Origin of the sequence: Lysinibacillus sp. NPDC047702 (assembly GCF_050272555.1) — a bacterium.
Classification (GTDB): domain Bacteria; phylum Bacillota; class Bacilli; order Bacillales_A; family Planococcaceae; genus Lysinibacillus.
In genome coordinates, this window is the sequence record NZ_JBNNMG010000012.1 from 62190 (window position 1) to 81284 (window position 19095).

Here is a 19095-nt window from a genome sequence, read left to right on the forward strand (position 1 = left end):
ACTGTCGATCTGTGCGAATATTGCACAATCGAAGTCAGCTAAATTACTCTTTATCTCATAACCATTAGACTTAGTCACGTCTGATTGTTATGCTGAAGTTTTCGTGTCGCTACCTTCATCGAGTTCAGTGCCATCTTCAAGAAGCAATTTCGGTCTTTCTTTATCCGTAATTGTTTTTGCAGTAATGATACATTTTTTCACATCTTCACGTGAAGGTAGTTCGTACATTACATCAAGCATTGTTGACTCAATAATTGAACGAAGTCCACGTGCACCTGTTTTACGCTCAATTGCTTCTTTGGCAATAGCTGTTAGGGCACCTTCATCAAACTCAAGCTCAACACCATCTAGTTCAAGCATTTTTTGGTATTGCTTTGCCAATGCATTTTTGGGCTCCGTTAATATTTGTACAAGTGCAGTCTCGTTTAATTGCTCTAGACTTGCAAGTACCGGTAATCGACCGATGAATTCTGGTATAAGCCCAAATTTTAATAAATCCTCTGGAATTAGCTTTGCCATAATGGAGCCTTCATCCACGTCTACTTTGTTTGGATCTGATCCAAAGCCGATTATTTTCTCACCCTGACGACGTTTAATAATGGATTCAATTCCATCAAACGCTCCACCTACAATGAATAGTATATTGGTTGTATCAATTTGTAAAAACTCTTGATGTGGATGCTTACGTCCACCTTGTGGCGGAACACTTGCAACAGTTCCTTCTAAAATTTTAAGGAGTGCCTGCTGTACCCCTTCACCAGATACATCTCGTGTAATAGATGGGTTCTCAGATTTACGTGCAACTTTATCAATTTCATCAATATAGATGATTCCTTTTTCTGCACGCTCAATATCATAATCTGCTGATTGAATTAATTTTAGTAAGATATTTTCAACGTCCTCACCAACATACCCTGCTTCTGTAAGAGAAGTAGCATCTGCAATTGCGAAAGGAACGTTTAAGATACGCGCTAATGTCTGAGCTAATAATGTTTTCCCGCTACCAGTTGGGCCGATTAACACAATGTTCGATTTTGCTAATTCAACATCATCAATTTTACTATTTGTATTGATGCGTTTGTAGTGATTGTAAACCGCAACTGCTAAAGCCTTTTTAGCACGTTCTTGTCCAATTACATACTCATCTAAAATCGCTAAGATTTCTTTAGGTTTTGGAATATCTTGGAATTCAATTTCTTCCTCAACGCCTAGTTCTTCTACAACGATTTCTGAACAAAGCTCAATACATTCATCACAAATATACACACCGGGTCCTGCAACTAATTTACGTACTTGCTCTTGTGGCTTTCCACAGAATGAGCATTTTAAATTGCCTTTTTCATCATTAAATTTGAACAATATGTTTCACCCCTATTCAAGCAACAATCTTACAAGATTATTGAACCTTTATCAAATAAATTGTCTGCATCATTTTACGCCTGGCAATTATGCTATAGATTTTTAATTACTGAAAGACGTATTTAGTTTTGTTATATTACTATTTTTTTGCATAGCCATCAAATATTTAGCCAAATAATTTTATTTTAAAGCGAGTTACTATGCATACGCTTTACTGTAATTCCAAAAAACAGTGACTAGAAATCATACTATTATTGACTCATGATGGATACATCGCAAAGCCTTAAAGTAAAAAGCTACAAACCTTTAATTAGTTACTTAGCCTTTATAATCTATACCATTCACCTAGGCTTAACCTTATTCAGAAGAGGAAGTGTGTTGTCTATGGTGTTTCAAAACTTAGTTCGTTAAGCCTCATTTTGAAAGTTCAGTGAAGCTCCAGCTCTACTGAATAAAGTTAAAATTTAGCACCGTATGAAAAGTCAAACAATACTATGTATTTTAGAGAAGTGGAAGAACCGACAGATTCTTCTTATGGTGAGATTAGTTTAACATCATCAAATTATTTAGTGTCTATACCTAAAGGGGTCTTAGCTTTCCAACTAAAGAAAGAATATGTGATAAAACAAGGCACGGTATAATGCCGTACCTTGTTTTCTTTTATCTATCCAGTTACAAAAAAATCCTATTCAGTAATTTTAGCGTTTTCTACTAAAAATTCAACTGTTTTTTGAATTTTAATGTCATTTTCTAGAACTGCTGTGCCGCCTAATGCACCTGTAATTTGATCTTTTGTCATGTTAAATTGAGCAGCCATTTTTTCTAACTCAGCTTCAATATCAGCTTCAGTAGCTTCAATTTTTTCAGCTTCAGCAATAGCTTCAAGTGTTAAAGATACACGTACACGACTTTCTGCTTCTTCTTTCATTTGACCACGTAAGTCTTCTTCAGATTGACCTGAGAATTGGTAGTATAGATCTAAGTTCATACCCTGTGTTTGTAGACGTTGACCAAACTCTTGTAACATACGATCAGTTTCAGAGTTAATCATACCTGCTGGTACTTCAAAATCAGCATTTTCAGCAGCTTTTTCTACTAGCTCATCACGAAGAGCTGCATCAGATTCTGCTACTTTTTGTGCTGCAGTTTGTTCTTTAATTTTAGCGCGTAAAGCTTCTACGCTTTCCACTTCTGGATCTAATTCTTTTGCGAATTCATCATTTAACTCAGGAAGAACTTTTGTTTTAACTTCTTTCACTGTTACTTTGAAAGTAGCTTCTTTACCTGCTAATTCAGCCGCATGGTATTCTTCTGGGAATGTAACAACTACATCTTTAGATTCGCCAGCTTTCACACCTGTTAGTTGCTCTTCAAAACCAGGAATGAAAGAACCTGAACCGATTTCTAGTGGATAGTCTTCACCTTTACCACCTTCAAAAGCTTCTTCACCTACGAAACCTTCAAAATCGATCACTGCAGTATCACCTTCAATGATTGCTTCGTCTTCTTTTATTTCAAGTTCAGCTTTACGAGCTAACTGGTCTTGAATTTGTGCATCTACTTCTTCATCAGTTACTTCAACTGGAAGTTTAGCTACTTCTAGACCTTTGTAGTCACCAAGTTTTGGCTCTGGTTTAACTGTTACTTGGGCTGAGAATGTGAAATCTTGACCATGTACGAAGTTTTCTGTTCCAGAGATTTCTGGATAATCAACTGGCATAATTCCAGCTTCATCGATAGCCTTTGCATAAGAATCTGGAACAATGATTTCTAAAGCGTCTTGGTATAGAGATTCAATACCAAAGCGTTGTTCAAACATTTTACGAGGCATTTTACCTTTACGGAAACCTGGTACGTTAATTTGTTTTACAACTTTCTTGAATGCTTGGTCCATTGCTGCGTCTACTTCTGCAGCAGGTACTTCAATTGTAAGAGTACCGATATTACCTTCTTGTTTTTCCCATTTTGCTGACATGTATAAATACCTCCAAATAAATAATCAAGTTTAAATGTTAGACAATTCATTCGTAACTACGATTTTGACAACCATTTTAGTATAACATAGATGCGTATAGTTTCAACTTATTTCATACCTCATGTAGTTCTGTTAGTTTTTCTAACATTTGTAAAAATTCGATGAGTTCATAGTCCATTTCTTGTACTTTTCCGAGCATAGATTGCACAAAGTCAATATAACTATAGGCAATATCATCCGCTTCAAATGGGTGCCATTCAAATGGATATGTTACAATGGCATGCTTTGCCATTAAATATTGTACCATTTCCAATGTTGTTGGGTCTTGCTGTAATTTATTTTCAATTATTTTTTTCACTTCACTGTACTGAGGTAACTGATTTGGTAATACCAAATTGATTGGATTTATCACCATTGTTTGTTCAAATTTTGACACTGTAATATCAATAGATACTTCTTGTTCAACTAATAATATGAGCGCTAAGCTCTGAACAAACGGATGAATAGTTGTACATTCGATAATAGCTTTTAAAGCTGTTTTTAATTGTCGCACATTTGTATCCATTAAACGATGTAACCGGATAGATTGTTCATCAGGTGTAAGCGTACTGAATTTCAGTAGTTCATATTCTTGGTCTTCTATTAATTGTTGTGCATCTTCCTTTTGTTGAAGTTTTCTTGCCACTTCTTGATTTATGCTTTTTAATCGTTGAAATTTTTCAATCTGTTCTAGTGGAAGCACATCTTCCTCAAGCAATGTCGTAATTAACGATTCCACTTGATGGTACTCCTTTAACTGCATACATACCGTAATATATAATTCCATTATTTCCACGTACAAAGTCGTACCCATTGCAAGCAATTGCTCACAAACATCTTTAGCTTTGTTATACGACTTTAATTCATATAAAGCATAAGCATATGCACTTAATGCTAATTCATCTCCTGTTTCATATAAAAATGCTTTTTCAAAGCTGGCTACTGCCTCTTTATATTGAAAATTTTCCGCATATTTATGTCCTTCACGTATTAATGTCTGAACAGCACCTGGAAAAACAACAATATTGTCATGTTTTATAACATGTCGTTTTCGCTTTGTCATTCCCTCACCTCTTTACTACTATTTCACTACACTTTAAAAGGTCGACTCTTCACCAGAATTTGAAATTGAAATGACACATGGTATCCCTCTATCCATAAGCAAACCGATAGCCTTTTCCAAGGTGCAGAATTCTCGCATTTTCCCAGAAGCTTATGCACCACTATGCTATTACAACTTCTTAAATCGCGATCAATGCTTATTTTTAACAAAAAATTCTCTACTTTTGCATTCATATTTTGTAATAAATTGTATTATAATTAATAATAACTATTATTTATAAATCATTGCAGACCTTTGTTTTTCTGCATGTACTAAAATAAGTTCTTCACAAGGAGTGGAATACATGCAATTAATGGATACAGTTAGTGAGTTTGAAAATTGTATCTCTCCAACATTTGAGGCACTATCAATAAAAGTTATTTCATATTCTACAGCGGATGGTCCACAACGAGATTATCCGATCGAATTTGAAATTCTTACTCGCACAAAGGTTGATTCATACGTACAAGAAGCTATTACACATATTATAAGTATCCAAGGTTACATTCCCGGCTCCATTTCAATTGGACATCAACGAGAGTCACTTTTTATTGTTCCCCAAAGTGTACACATTGAATGCAACTATAAACTTCTTAGTATCGACAAAAAAGATATGCAGCAAATTTTACAGCATCCACAACCTAACCTTCATTACAGTGAATGGTTAATAGATGCCATTAAAAACGCAAATATTCTTGTAGAATTAAAAACAAATCAGCGTACAGTTACAGATTGGCCAATTGGCATTAAATCAGCTGTAATCTTGTAGTTAGAGCCAGACATACTTAAATAGGTATGTCTTTTTTTGTGTCTTTGAATAAGTTTATCCTTTTTGTGGCGTTTCTATCATATCAACTTTCTATAGATTCTGGAATTCCCATTGTAAATATGCTCCTATATCACTAGAAAATTTTACAATTTCATTAACTTATCAGTAAAAGGCGCTATTACAAACAAAAATGTTGTGATGATGATAAAATGCTTTTATGGAAGATTATTAAACTCCGGGGGAAATAGCTATGAATATTAAAGATGCATTGAAGTCTTTTTCTACTATGACACTTACCACACGTCAAGAATTTATGATAAAAAATGGCGATTGGTTGTTACAAGAAATGTTAGTCAATATTGGTTCACCAGATGCTGAATTACGGGACCAATTAATATACCGCACTTTTATTGAATTACTGAGTGATAATTTACTGACTACACAGCAGCTACAATCTTTATTTGACACAGCTACTAGTGACAACTACTTATTTTTGAACATAGGGGAAGAAATGAAAGATAGTGTCTTTACACGATCATTTTCCGCATTACTGATTGCTGGGATACTGTCTAAGGATGCTACACTACAAATACTAGACGCCAATCGACTGCAACTTTATTTTCAAAAGATAGGACGGTATTTATTATTAGAGAAAGATACACGAGGATTTGTTCAAGACAAGGGATGGGCTCACAGTATCGCACATGGTGCCGATTTAGCGACCATGACGATTAAACATCCTAAGTTCGATTTACAGCATGCACCATCAATCTTACATGCATTAAAGCTCGTTTCTTGGAAAAATACTGTCTATGTAAACGACGAGGAGGAACGCTTAGTTACTATCATTGAAGCTTTGCTAGATCAAAACTACTCTGAAGAAGCATTAATAGAATTCGTTCAGCAAGCTTTCGATAAATTTGAAATGCATTTAGTAACACAAGGATATAATGAAAGCTTTTTTAGCGGGCGTACATGCACTTTAAATATCATGAAAACCTTATACTTTGCATTAAAAATGAATAATCGATCTCCTCAGCTACAAAATGCCATTTATGGACAAGTTGCAAAATGGCTAAAGCTTGGTGCCTAATTCCTCAGAATTTCAGATAGCAATCTTAGATTTCTCTAAGAATTGCTATCTTTTTTAGCACATATTTTACTTTTCGAGCAAAATATAAACATCCCAATATTTGTATATTCATGAAGTTATATAATTATTTCAACATAATTATTATTCCATTCCAAATTCCACCTTTATAATCATTCCTTACATTGAAAATTTATCCTTTTTTATCCTCAAATCAACTTTTGATGTACTCCTTTTTTCTACAAAACGCAATCAAAATGTTTCACCCTCTTTGATTCCGCGCATATTTTATTACAAAATGACGTCCAAAATGTGAAATGATATTTTCACAAAAAAAATCATTTACTTAGGTAAATATCACAAACTCAGTATTTTCAACGTTTCAACAGTGTTTATTTTACTAAGTCTTAAAATACCAATATTAAAATAATGTTTTTTGTTCAAAAAATGTTCATATTCACCCCCTTCTTACTATTAAATTTATAACAAAATAATTTTTTTTCTGTAAAACGGGGCGTATAATCCAATGTGCAACAACGACATTTGTGTTGATCGATTATGGCACATTGTCTTTAATTCGATTGCACAGATTTATGGCTTTGCAAACGCTTGCACTAGACCAATCAAACACTAGACTCAATGTTTCATAATGAACCATGCCATTGTAAGTACTTTTAGGACTTTGATTGGTACACCAAATAAAAGAGGTGACCTTATTTACTCATCTATTTATAAATGTGAACTTTTACATGAAATTTATGAATAGCCGTTCTATAGAAAGGAGTCAAACATGAAAAAGAAGTTTAGCTTAATGTTCTTAGCATTTAGTGCCCTTGCCATTCTTGCTGGATGTGAACCGCTAACAATTTTAGATCCAAAAGGACCAAATGCTAAAACATTATCAGACACAATTATTTTATCCATTATCACAATGGCCTTTATATTATTAGTCGTATATGTACTTTTAATATTTATGCTAACAAAATATCGTGCTTCAAAAGCACCTGCTAATTATGAGCCGCCTCATGAAGAAGGCAGTCATTTACTTGAAATTACATGGACAGTTATTCCAATTATTATTGTAGCGTTTTTAGCAATCGTTACTGTTAGAACAACAAGTACAGTAGAAGCCAAGCCAGAAGGTTATGACAATCAAGAGCCGCTTGTAATTTATGCCTCATCTTCTAACTGGAAATGGCATTTTAGCTATCCAGAGCAAGGAATTGAGACAGTAAACTACGTAAATCTTCCGATTGATCGTCCAATTGAATTTAAATTGTACTCTTTCGGACCAATTACAAGTTTTTGGATACCTCAATTAGCGGGTCAAAAATATGCAATGAGCGACATGTTGACTACTATTCACTTAGCAGCTGACGAGGTTGGTTCATTTATGGGACGTAACTCCAACTTTAGTGGTCGTGGATTTGCTGAAATGGAATTCGAAGCACAATCAATGACACAGGAAGATTTTGATAAATGGGTTTCAGATGTAAAGGCAAATGAGAAACCATTAACAGAAGAGAAATTTGATGAGCTATTAAAAGCTGAGCATGTTGGTCGTTCAAGCTATTCATCAACACACTTAGAATTTAGCCCTGCTCCTATGGAACATAGTGAACATATGAACATGTCTGACGATGAAATGGATCACTCTGAGATGAACCATGAGAACCATTCAACAGATTCACAAGAAAATTCTAATGCAACACATTCACATTAATTTTTAAAACTGAAAGGAGCGCATCCAATGAGTATGGAAGAAGTTTTCCATCCAATGCAAGAACCGATGATTTTAGCGGCAGCTATTAGTATCGTCGTTGGAGCAGTTGTTATCTTTGCTGGCCTTACTTATTTCAAAAAATGGGGCTATTTCTATAAAAACTGGCTTTCAACTGTTGACCATAAAAAAATCGGTATTATGTATATCGCTGTAGCGCTTTTAATGCTTTTCCGCGGTGGTATTGATGCATTGTTAATGCGTGCACAAACGGCGGTTCCAGACAACGGCCTTCTAGATGCACAACACTATAATGAAATATTTACAACACACGGTTTATTAATGATTTTATTTATGGCCATGCCATTCGTAATTGGTTTAATGAATATTGTTATCCCACTGCAAATCGGTGCACGTGACGTAGCCTTTCCACGTCTAAATGCAGTTAGCTTCTGGTTATTTGCAGCTGGTGCAGGTTTATTAAACCTATCATTCATCATTGGTGGTTCTCCAGATGCAGGTTGGACTGCCTACTTCCCGCTGTCAGGGACAGAGTTTAGTCCTACTGTTGGGAACAACTACTATTCTTTAGCTCTACAATTATCAGGTATTGGTACGTTAATGACCGGGGTAAACTTCATCACGACGATTATTAAAATGCGTGCACCTGGTATGACATTGATGAAAATGCCAATGTTCACTTGGTCAATTTTAATTACAAACGTTATTATCGTATTTGCATTCCCAGTGTTAACTGTAGCACTTGCATTAATGATGCTTGACCGTCAATTTGGTACACAGTTCTTTGCCATGCAAAATGGTGGTATGGACATGCTTTGGGCCAACCTATTCTGGGTTTGGGGACATCCTGAAGTGTACATCGTTATCTTGCCAGCTTTCGGTATTTTCTCAGAAATCATTGCAACCTTTGCACGTAAAAACTTATACGGTTACAAATCAATGGTTATGAGTATGGTTGTTATTTCATTGTTATCATTCCTAGTTTGGGCCCACCACTTCTATACAATGGGTCACGGTGTCATGGTAAACAGTGTATTCTCTATTACAACAATGGCAATCGCAGTTCCTACTGGGGTTAAAATCTTTAACTGGCTGCTGACAATGAGGCACGGGAAGATTCAATTCACAACTCCAATGCTTTATGCACTTGGCTTTATTCCGATCTTCACAATTGGTGGGGTTACAGGGGTTATGCTAGCAATGGCAAGTGCCGACTATCAATATCATAATACGATGTTCTTAGTTGCCCACTTCCACTATGTATTAATTCCAGGAACAGTATTTGGTGTACTTGCTGGTTACCACTACTGGTGGCCAAAAATGTTCGGTTTCCGTTTAAATGAAAAATTAGGGAAAGCTGCTTTCTGGTTTATTGCAGTATGTTTCAACGTAACATTCTTCCCATTATTCATTTTAGGTTTAGATGGTTATGCTCGTCGTATGTATACTTACTCTGAATCAACTGGCTACGGTCCATTGAACATGCTATCGTTCATCGGTGGACTTGGTCTTGCTGTAGGCTTTGCGTTAATCGTGTACAATATCTACTACAGCTGGAAGCATATGCCTCGCAATGAAAAAGCAGATGTTTGGGATGGTCGTACATTAGAATGGGCTACTCATTCTCCAGTTCCAGAGTACAACTTTGCAGTAGTACCAACTGTAACTCGTTTAGATGAGTTCTGGTTTGCGAAAAAAGAAGGTCGTGATATTACGGCTGGTAAAATTGATAAAATTCATATGCCGAACAACACTGGCACTCCATTCTGGATGAGCGGATTCTTCTTCCTTGCAGCATTCTTTGCTGTATTTAACCTATGGATTCCAGCCATCATTAGTATGATTGGTGTATTTGGCTTTATGATTCATCGTTCATTTGAAAAAGATCATGGTCGTTACATTTCAGTTGAGGAAGTTATGGCTACTGAGAAAAGCTTGAGAGGTGATAAATAATATGAAAATCGATTCTTCACTTCCATTAGAATATAGTACAGAGGAAAATCGCCTGAAAATTTTTGGTTTCTGGATTTTCCTTGGCGCCGAAATCGTGTTATTCGCTACACTTTTCACTGTATATTTCACACTTCATACACGCACAGGTAGCGGTCCAAATGGCGCTGAAATTTTTGAATTAACACCAGTATTATGGGAAACATTCTTATTATTAACAAGTAGTTTCACAATTGGTCTTGGTGTTCATGCAATGCGTATTGGTAATAAAAAAGCAATGATGACATTTTTCATCATTACACTGTTATTAGGTCTTGGCTTCTTAGGTATTGAGATTGATGAGTTTGTGACATATGTTCATGAAGGTGCAACAATCCAAACAAGCGCATTCTTATCATCATTAATGACTTTACTTGGTACACATGGTGCCCACGTAACATTCGGTTTCTTCTGGGGTGTTGCCATTTTAATCCAAGTAGCAAAACGGGGCTTAAACCCACAAACGGCTAACAAAGCGTTTATCTTCTCACTGTACTGGCACTTCCTAGACGTTGTTTGGATTTTCATCTTCAGCTTCGTCTACTTGAAAGGACTGATTAGCTGATGAAGGAATTATTCCCAAAACAACATGTGATGGGCTTCGGCTTCTCACTATTACTAACAATTGTAGCGTTAGCAGTTGTTAAATTCGATATGTCACTTAATATGGCATTTGGCATTTTACTAGTAACTGCTCTTGCACAAGCGACTGTACAATTAGTATTATTCATGCACATTGGTGAATCCGAAGATAAGAAAACTTTATATACAACGATTTTATATTCTGTATTCGTAGGTGTTGTCACAATCATTGGTACATTATTTGCCATGATCTGGGGCTATAACTGATAAAAAAAGTCGAGAAAATGATATCATTTTCTCGGCTTTTTCTTTTTGAAAAAATTAACTTTTACTTCAATTAAATGAACATCTCCATTAAATACAAAGTTAAAAAATATAATCAAAACTAATCTTTCAACATCTAAAGTAGACTCAACTCATTCATTGTCTGTAGTTCTAATACCTCTAACTATGTATCAGAACTACATCCTGCACTTATTATTCATGTACTATCCCTTATTGTTACTTAATGTGCAAGAAGACATAAAAATAAAGGTATAAATTGGGCAATTACTATTATTTTAATATTGAATTGAAATTTTATTTAAAATAACGAATCTTTTCCTTTTATAGTTATGTATACTAGTAGATATTGTTTTTTAACCAAGAATAGGAGATGAAAGTAATGAACAAATTTTTTAAAGTTTTAAGTGTTGGAGCACTAGCATTAACGCTAGCAGCTTGTAATAATAGTGCTTCCCCAACGAAAGACACAACTAAAACAAGTAAACTTACTTTAGAGCAAGTGTATGACAAAGCGGTAGATCGCCAAGCAGACGTTAAAAGTGCTAGTGCCAAAATGGAGTTGACCCAAGAAACAAAAGTAGGGTCAGGCGAAGAAGCTATGGAATTTTCCATTGATTCAAATATGGAGATGGATGTAATTAGCGACCCACTTGCAATGCATTTATCGGGTTCAATGACAATGCCAGATATGTTTGGTGATGGTGAGCAGAATACTGAAATGCCAATTGAAATGTACATGAAGCAGGACCAAGGCTTTTTCATGAAGGATGAAACTACAGATAGTTGGTTGAAAATGCCAAGTGAAGAATTTGACTCAATTTTAGAGCAAACTGCTTCTTCTGCAGACGCAAAAGAACAATTAGAACAGCTTAAAAAATTTATCAAAGATTTTAAATTTGAGCAAACAGATGATGCATATATCTTAACTTTAGACGCAAAGGGCGATCAATTTAAAGAACTTATCGATTCTGAGATTAACAAGTCAATGCAAGGGCTTGGTCTTGAGGAAAACCCTCTTGATAACTTAACAATTGATAAAATTAACTATGTACTATACATCGATAAAGAAACATTCGACACAAATAAAATGGATATGAACTTTGATTTAATCATGAAAATTGAAGATCAGGAATTGTCTATGAAAACAAAGTCTATTGTGACATACACTGATTTTAACCACCTTAAATCAATTGATATCCCACAAAGCATTATTGACAATGCCAGAGATATCGCACAATAATTCCCCTAAAGCCAGTTTCCTCCATTAAGGAAACTGAGCTTTCTGTTATTTATAATATTTTCTCAACATAGAGCATAATGAGTATCGAATAGAGGCTATTATCCCAATTTAGTTGTTAATTTACTAATTTTAAATAATCTTGCCCTAGCTCAGTAACATTTTTTTATGAAGTGCCAGAGATTATTTGTACCTCTTGGAGCTAATACAGATAATTATTACCATGTGATTAAGCAAAAGATATTGCTATAATTTACTGAGAGGGAGAGGGAGTGTGAATTATGGCTATAGAATTTCAAGCAATTTCTACAACATTGGACATCGCTTATTTCGATGGTGTTACTTATTCAATACCGAAGCAATGTCCACATTGCTATGTCTGGATGATTCCATCAACTATTGATGCAAAAAAGCTATCTTATGATTTACATTATGATATGAATTTTCTTTCACATTCGTGTGTAGGTTGCAAGAAAAGCTTTGTTACTACACATTTCCGTAAAACTTCAAATAACAGCATTACTTTTCATTCTGTATATCCAGAGATGACAAATAAAGCGGTGCCAATGATTATCGCTGAATTTTCTCCGCAATTTGCTAATATTTATAGACAAGCTGCATTGGCAGAAAATTTGGATCAAATTGAACTAGCAACGACTGGCTATCGAATGGCACTAGAAATTCTAGTTAAGGATTATTTACTTGCCGAATTTCCAGAGCTAGAAGAACAAATAAAGCAATCCTCCTTGCATCAATGTCTGACAGAATATTTTCAGGATATATCTAATTCCGTCGCTGCCCATGTAGTAAAATCCTTGAGTAATGACTATGTCCATTATGTAAAAAAGCATACTCACGCGGGTTTTGAGGAACTTAAGTTTTATTTTGAGATCTTTGTGAATGATATTGAAACGAAATTAAAATTAAAAAAACCAATTATACATAAAGCAAATATACTCAGCAGCATGTCATAGCATAAAAAGGTGCCTAATTTTTAAGCACCTTTTTTTCAATGTAGGAACATTTACTTAATCTGCAATATTCTCTCCATCTTTATATCTGCCAATAATTCAATTATCTAATGGAATTCGATAGAGCTTATCATCATTCGTCAATGGATTTCCGCGCCCATCCGTATTATTGCTAATGAAATAAAGAAATTGATCGTCTACATAAAGATCTCGAATGCGGCCAAGACCTGAAACTAGCTCTCTTTTTTCGAGTGTTTCCTTAGTAAATTCAAATATTGCCATTCCTCTTAATGCTGCCACATACAATTTTTCATTATTATTATCCATTCCTGAAGGAGCCCAAGTTGTATTAAGACCAGATGTAATGATTGGAGCAACCATTCCTTGTCGTTCCTCACGGCCTTCTATAATTGGCCAACCATAATTTTGTCCTTTTTGTATAATGTTGAGCTCATCATTAGCAGAGTTTCCATGCTCACTCGCATACATCTTGCCATCTGATGTCCATGTCAAGCCTTGAGGATTGCGATGACCGAAGCTATAAATATAGGAATTAGGAAAAGGATTATCATCTGGAATAGATCCGTCTAAATGTAAGCGCAGAATTTTGCCTTCAAGTGTGGCTAAGTTCTGTGCTAGCATAGGCTCCGTTGCATCGCCAACTGTTGCATAAAGCTTGCCATCTGGACCAATTTTTAATCTACCTCCATGATGATACGTACCACTATTTATACGATCAACTAACAAACTCTCTTCCTTCCATTTGTTATCCTGTAGTGTTAACGTGATAATCCGATTAAACTGTTTAGAATTCTCAACATACGTATAATAGGCATATGCCCTTTTCGATTCAGGAAAATCTGGAGCAAGAACAAATCCTAATAGCCCAGCCTCTGAAGCAGTAGAAAGCTCTTTACTAAGTTCTACATGTTGTCTTTCTACCTTACCAGCTTCAACTTTTACAATATTCCCTGGCCTCTCAGATAAATAAAAAACATCACCACTTTTTTGAATAGACCAAGGTATCTGTAGATTGTCAGCAATAATGTCAAGATTTGAAGTTGTTAAGGCTTTAGCATTTTCAGGTTTTTCATCTTGCTGCTTCGTTTTGGAACACCCTCCAAGAACAAGCAGCAGTAGTAGTAACAATAATAAAATCGCTTTTTTCATATCGTTCACCCCTTTATATTTTATTACTGGCAGTAGCTTTCAAAATAAAAAGACGTCATTTAGACGTCTCTTCTACTATATCTACTAAGGAATCAAAATCTAATATCTCGCCTTTAGCCTTTGTTTTTTCCAGCACCTCTAAATATTCTTCTTTTCGATCGATGAGCCGTTCTTGCTGCAATTTTTGATATGATTGAAGAAAATCATCACTAGCTGCTTTTCCCATTAACTCACCTCATTTAGTAGTATTAATTAGCTCTATTATAATATTGGTAATTTTTTCTGACAATTAAATTTTCTTTTTTGATTATTACGTACTAAATTTAATGAAGGATAAAAGACTTAAAACGATGCTAAGAGATATTATTATATATCTAAGTCCATCCCCTATATTAATGAAAGTATGGAAGCACTCTTTTTTCCACAACCTGTTCACCAGCACTTATCCATCTACTTTTATCATGAATGTGCGCATCCTTGTCTATCGGTGTCTGAAATTGGCTTACTCCTGAAGCATCCAATAAAGAGCCCTCATCATAATCTAAGCCAACATTTGCTACATGCTTGATGACAAATGGGCTTTGAAAGCGTATTTTGGCATCTTCGTTATCCAGCTCTCCTTCTGTTACAATAAAAGGCACACGTAAATAAATTGTCTCTCCGCCCTCTTTCCACAATACCGTATCAAAGCTTCCTTTATAATACTCCCAGTTACCACCAATGGTAAATCCACGACCCTCTATTTTATCACGTAAATAGCCAAAGCCAATTTCTTTTCCCACTATCTTTGAATCAAATTGTAACAATTTTGAACCCTCCTTCCTATTACTCGCTAAAAGTCTATCCCAAAAAGAAGAATTACAAACTCTACTAGTAAAAAGTGGTCGACATCAAAATCAATTTCGCCTTGGAGTAATTGATATGGGATAAATATGTACTTATGAAGTCAATCCAATTACACTATAATTGTAAAGTGAAAAACAATCTGCCTTTTTAAATAAGCATTTATGTAAAGGAGTGTTAACTGAAATGAAAAAATTTGTAGTTAGTATGATTCTATTACTTTCTCTCTCGTTTCTTCTTGCAGGCTGTGGGAGCAAGGATGTACCTTATGACTATGAATATGACCGCTAAAATACCCTATAAAAAGTCTCGAAACCTTGTAAGAATTCGAAGTTTCGAGACGACTATTTAGCCCTAATATTTATAATTTGTATCTCTATTATTATTTTTCAAAAATTAATAAATCCTCATCTAATTTCAATTTCAAACCGCTTTCCTGACCATTTCGATCCTTTAGGTAATAATATCCTCCCTGTTGACGAATGGCATTTATTGTTGTCACCATTTCTTCTCCATTTCGTAAATCTGTTATCGTGACAGTTCCATTCGCATCAACTCTTGCCTCTGCATCAGGTTGAAGCATAGGTGTTTCCTGTTCTTGATTCCTTAAAGCTTCATTAGCTTCACCTACTTGATCCTGTTTCTTACTTTTATCGCTAGCTTCTATGTTGTTCTCTTCTATTAGCTTAGGTGTGTTTTGTGCTACCAATGCTGAATCAGAGGGCTTTGAGGAAATATCTTTACTTGGAGCTGTTGTTGCAAAGACAGTCGTAACTCCAACAGCAAATGCAAGCCCCATTAACGTAGTGGTAAGCGTTGCCTTCTTATATTTCATAATAGATTCAATCCTTTCTTTTGTTGAATGCATATTAAATGCGTTATAGAATGAGTGAAGCTGACTAGTTGGCTGAATAGCCTGTATTAATGTCAGTGCATATTCTTTGCGTTTGTTATATCCAAATTTCATTAAAACATGTTCGTCACAGGAAAGCTCTATATCACGAATTGCAAATCTATACATGATCCAAACAAATGGATTAAACCAGTGCAAGCATAAAGCAAACAGCAACAGCAGCTTCCATAATGTATCAAAGCGTTTTATATGAACGATCTCATGTGTTAGTACAAAATTTAATTTTTGCTCATTATTAAAGTCAAAATTCTTTGGGAAAATAATTTTTGGCTTTAGTAGCCCACAGGTAATTGGTGTAAAAAGCTGATCACTGTAAAAAAATTCAATTTGGCGTTTAGTGCTTTGTTTATTCAGCATTTGATCTAATACAGGATTATTATTCAATGGAAGTGCTGTATGAAAAATACGAATACTCGCCCTATATTGGATTGTGAAATATCCTGCAATTACTAAAACTCCCGCTAACCATATCCAATGATGGAGCCCAAGTGAATAGGATTTATTTACCAGTTGAGGTTCTTTATCTATCTCATACATAAAATATTGCTGGGTAGTACCAACATTCTTTATAATTAAATCCCAAAGTGATTCCACACTTATTGGTGATGTGATAGTAAAGGGATTTAGTAAGATAAAAAGCACTCCAAGCCATAAAATATGAAAAGTTCTTTTAGGAAGCTTATTAATCATCATTTTACGGAGAACTAATATAATCACTATCATTACACTTGCTGTTAGGCTCATACGGACTAAATCCAAATTCATCACCTCATTCGTATTCATCCACTATTTTTTTCAATTCAGTTATTTGATCTTTAGTAAGTCCCTTATGATGAATAAACGCAGAAAAAAATTGCTCTGGTGAGCCATCAAAAAGCTTACTAATCAACTCTGATGTCTCCTGCTCTTGAACCTCTTCCTTTGAAATAAGAGCTTTGCAAATAAAATTAGGCTCTTGTCGTTCAATAACCCCTTTTTCTATACATTTTTTAATGACTGTATATGTTGTATTACGATTCCACCCTACTTCCTCTTTTAAAATTTTTACAATTTGACTTGCTGTTAATTGCTCTTTTTCCCTCCATAAAACATCCATTACCTTTAATTCAGAATCAAAAAGTTTTACTTGCATATGCATTACTCCTTTTTTGACTATTGCAATAGTCTGTCGACACTTTCAGACTATCACAATAGTCAAATGTAAGTCAATCTTTTCTATCTATCCTCTTAAGTCCACATTGATAATGATTTTTAGTATAGTCCCATTTATTTCAAAAAAACAAAAAGACTATAGAACAATGCGGTTAATCGCCTGATCTATAATCATTTTTATTTACCTCGTATATCCAAAGGTTTGATCCCAATTCTTTTTAACCTTTTCCTACACTTTTGGATATTTAATTCTTAAGCTATAGCTAAATCCCGAAACATCAGTTTTTTTGTTGCTTTTAATACATTGTAATTATAATCCATTTGCTTGTTTAACTTTCTTTAGGTATATTATCTACATTGAATAAATAGAAGGTGAAGAAATATGCTAGAAGTCAGTGAAAGTAAATTAGCACAGTATATCATCCATTTTATAAGTGACTCACTTGTGCTAGGTGAGGAAGCATTTACACAACCCGAGGTCATGCTAGAAGCAGCTTTTACACAACTAGCATTTAGCAAAATCGATTTAGAGCAGCAATATGAATTTTTTCATGAAACTGATATTGCCTTAAATGAGGTATTTACATATGTAAGTGCTATTTTCAAAGAGGAAAAAAGCTTTCTTGAGCAATCCAAAAACATTGCCACACATTTACATAGTGTCTCTCAGCATCCTAATATTAAAAGCGGTGAATTATTTATCGGCTTGTTTGACAATTGCTTCTTCATGAATGAAGCAAAAAAAATTGTTGCCATTGTCAAAATTGATGAGAAAGAAATGTTTTTAGATGTTAAGAACGATCAAAACAAAATGATTATCCATGGTATTGACGGCATTAATGTAAAGAAAATCAATAATATGGTCATCATCGTGGATATGGGTGAGGAGCAAGTACCTGCTGTATTTATGAAAACGAAGAGAAAAGAGGATGTTGTCTATTGGCAGGAACGCTTTTTAAAGATTAAGGCAGCGGATGAGCATTATCACAAAACGAATTTGGCGTTAACAGAATGTAAAAAGTATATTCTTAAAGAGGACAATTTTTCAAATACAGAAAAGCTGGGGTTATTAAATAAAACGCTAGATTACTTTAGAAATGAAGATGAATTTCAAGTTAATGAATATATCGAAACGGTATTCGATAAGACCGATTCCACACAAAGAGATATAATTATAAATTCTGTAAAACCCTATGAAACGATCATTTCTGAAAGTGCACTTGAAAAAGCCGAAAAGAAATATAAACGTAAAATAAAGCTTGATTCCAATATTGAAATTCAGGTCAATGTACAAAATATCGAGCAGGTAGATGAGCTAATCGAAGTAGGCTATGATGAAGCCACAAATCGCAAGTATTATAAAATTTATTTTCAAGAAGAAATCTAATCAGGTAATTCAACGAAAACAGTATACTCCTATTAGGTAGACAAATCGTGTTTAGCTAATAGGAGTATTTTTTATAGAAAATTCCCACAAAATAGCACACCCATAATTGTTAATATGTTACAATTTAATTACTTTATAAGGGGGTTTAAATATGGCGATTATTGATGAATTACAATATTACATGGATAGCGCTTCCATTGGAATTGTACTTGAGCTTCTACTAGTAACAACTTGCCTTTCTACTATTATCTATGTGGTCACTAAAAATCAATATATTTCATACTTATCATCAGCACCGATTTTTTATTTTATGTCCTTCTTCTTCTATCACAATTCACACTTTATCTTGCTAATAGTAGCCATGACGATTCAAGCTTCCGTTATTCTCTTTATTCAAAAGAAAAATCTGTTCAAAGCACTTATAGAAAAAGACCGTACTTTAAAATCTAATTAGCACCGCTCAAGCTGCAAATAATGAATTTGCAGCTTGA

General features: G+C 34.6%; 18 protein-coding genes. 10 read left to right on the plus strand and 8 right to left on the minus strand.

What is annotated here, in order from left to right; all coding sequences use genetic code 11:
- Positions 1–87 precede the first annotated feature (87 nt).
- From clpX to ACQKIM_RS08800, 3 genes are all read right to left on the minus strand, one after another.
- The gene (gene clpX / locus ACQKIM_RS08790) at positions 88–1359 is read right to left on the minus strand and encodes an ATP-dependent protease ATP-binding subunit ClpX (RefSeq protein ID WP_427542087.1); all 1272 of its coding nucleotides are present in this window, start codon (positions 1357–1359) and stop codon (positions 88–90) included.
- A gap of 685 nt (positions 1360–2044) precedes the next feature.
- Positions 2045–3334, minus strand: coding sequence for a trigger factor (gene tig, locus ACQKIM_RS08795; protein WP_427542090.1), 1290 nt, complete (start codon positions 3332–3334; stop codon positions 2045–2047).
- A 112-nt stretch (positions 3335–3446) separates the two neighbouring features.
- On the minus strand, positions 3447–4436 hold the full coding sequence (locus ACQKIM_RS08800; RefSeq protein ID WP_427542093.1) for a CDC27 family protein: 990 nt from the start codon (positions 4434–4436) through the stop codon (positions 3447–3449).
- A gap of 343 nt (positions 4437–4779) precedes the next feature.
- On the opposite strand from ACQKIM_RS08800, the gene ACQKIM_RS08805 reads away from it, so the two are divergent.
- The 8 genes from ACQKIM_RS08805 (at position 4780) to ACQKIM_RS08840 (ending at position 13142) form a co-directional block, all read left to right on the plus strand.
- Complete coding sequence (locus ACQKIM_RS08805) at positions 4780–5244, plus strand: hypothetical protein (RefSeq protein ID WP_427542096.1); 465 nt, start codon at positions 4780–4782, stop codon at positions 5242–5244.
- A gap of 250 nt (positions 5245–5494) precedes the next feature.
- Positions 5495–6337 carry a DUF2785 domain-containing protein gene (locus ACQKIM_RS08810; protein ID WP_427542099.1) on the plus strand — a complete coding sequence of 281 codons (843 nt, stop codon included), beginning with the start codon at positions 5495–5497 and terminating at the stop codon, positions 6335–6337.
- 787 nt (positions 6338–7124) lie between these two features.
- A complete protein-coding gene (gene qoxA, locus ACQKIM_RS08815; RefSeq protein WP_427542102.1) occupies positions 7125–8057 on the plus strand; it encodes a cytochrome aa3 quinol oxidase subunit II in 933 nt (310 codons plus the stop codon).
- A 27-nt stretch (positions 8058–8084) separates the two neighbouring features.
- Positions 8085–10028, plus strand: a complete 1944-nt coding sequence (gene qoxB, locus ACQKIM_RS08820) for a cytochrome aa3 quinol oxidase subunit I (RefSeq protein WP_427542105.1) — start codon at positions 8085–8087, stop codon at positions 10026–10028.
- 1 nt (position 10029) lies between these two features.
- Positions 10030–10629: a cytochrome aa3 quinol oxidase subunit III gene (gene qoxC, locus ACQKIM_RS08825; RefSeq protein ID WP_313373117.1), complete on the plus strand. Its 600-nt coding sequence runs from the start codon at positions 10030–10032 to the stop codon at positions 10627–10629.
- Positions 10629–10913: a cytochrome aa3 quinol oxidase subunit IV gene (qoxD, locus tag ACQKIM_RS08830; protein WP_004226585.1), complete on the plus strand. Its 285-nt coding sequence runs from the start codon at positions 10629–10631 to the stop codon at positions 10911–10913. Before qoxC ends, qoxD begins: the two co-directional genes overlap by 1 nt.
- A 397-nt stretch (positions 10914–11310) precedes the next feature.
- Positions 11311–12171, plus strand: a complete 861-nt coding sequence (locus tag ACQKIM_RS08835; protein WP_427542110.1) for a DUF6612 family protein — start codon at positions 11311–11313, stop codon at positions 12169–12171.
- A gap of 278 nt (positions 12172–12449) precedes the next feature.
- The gene (locus ACQKIM_RS08840; RefSeq protein WP_427542112.1) at positions 12450–13142 is read left to right on the plus strand and encodes a hypothetical protein; all 693 of its coding nucleotides are present in this window, start codon (positions 12450–12452) and stop codon (positions 13140–13142) included.
- A 96-nt stretch (positions 13143–13238) separates the two neighbouring features.
- On the opposite strand, the gene ACQKIM_RS08845 is transcribed toward ACQKIM_RS08840, so the two are convergent.
- The 5 genes from ACQKIM_RS08845 to ACQKIM_RS08865 all read right to left on the minus strand — a co-directional run bounded on the left by ACQKIM_RS08845 (position 13239) and on the right by ACQKIM_RS08865 (position 17197).
- A complete protein-coding gene (locus ACQKIM_RS08845) occupies positions 13239–14309 on the minus strand; it encodes a PQQ-dependent sugar dehydrogenase (RefSeq protein WP_427542115.1) in 1071 nt (356 codons plus the stop codon).
- A 55-nt stretch (positions 14310–14364) separates the two neighbouring features.
- On the minus strand, positions 14365–14535 hold the full coding sequence (locus ACQKIM_RS08850) for a hypothetical protein (protein ID WP_427542117.1): 171 nt from the start codon (positions 14533–14535) through the stop codon (positions 14365–14367).
- A 166-nt stretch (positions 14536–14701) separates the two neighbouring features.
- Positions 14702–15115 (minus strand): YugN family protein, encoded by a 414-nt coding sequence (locus tag ACQKIM_RS08855; protein WP_427542120.1) that lies wholly within the window; start codon positions 15113–15115, stop codon positions 14702–14704.
- Positions 15116–15534: 419 nt separating this feature from the next.
- The gene (locus ACQKIM_RS08860) at positions 15535–16824 is read right to left on the minus strand and encodes a M56 family metallopeptidase (protein WP_427542123.1); all 1290 of its coding nucleotides are present in this window, start codon (positions 16822–16824) and stop codon (positions 15535–15537) included.
- Between the two features lie 10 nt (positions 16825–16834).
- On the minus strand, positions 16835–17197 hold the full coding sequence (locus tag ACQKIM_RS08865) for a BlaI/MecI/CopY family transcriptional regulator (protein ID WP_427542126.1): 363 nt from the start codon (positions 17195–17197) through the stop codon (positions 16835–16837).
- A gap of 402 nt (positions 17198–17599) precedes the next feature.
- Here ACQKIM_RS08865 and ACQKIM_RS08870 point away from each other — a divergent pair, with 402 nt between their 5' ends.
- Positions 17600–18604: a hypothetical protein gene (locus tag ACQKIM_RS08870; RefSeq protein WP_427542129.1), complete on the plus strand. Its 1005-nt coding sequence runs from the start codon at positions 17600–17602 to the stop codon at positions 18602–18604.
- Between the two features lie 151 nt (positions 18605–18755).
- Complete coding sequence (locus tag ACQKIM_RS08875) at positions 18756–19058, plus strand: hypothetical protein (protein ID WP_427542132.1); 303 nt, start codon at positions 18756–18758, stop codon at positions 19056–19058.
- Positions 19059–19095 lie beyond the last annotated feature (37 nt).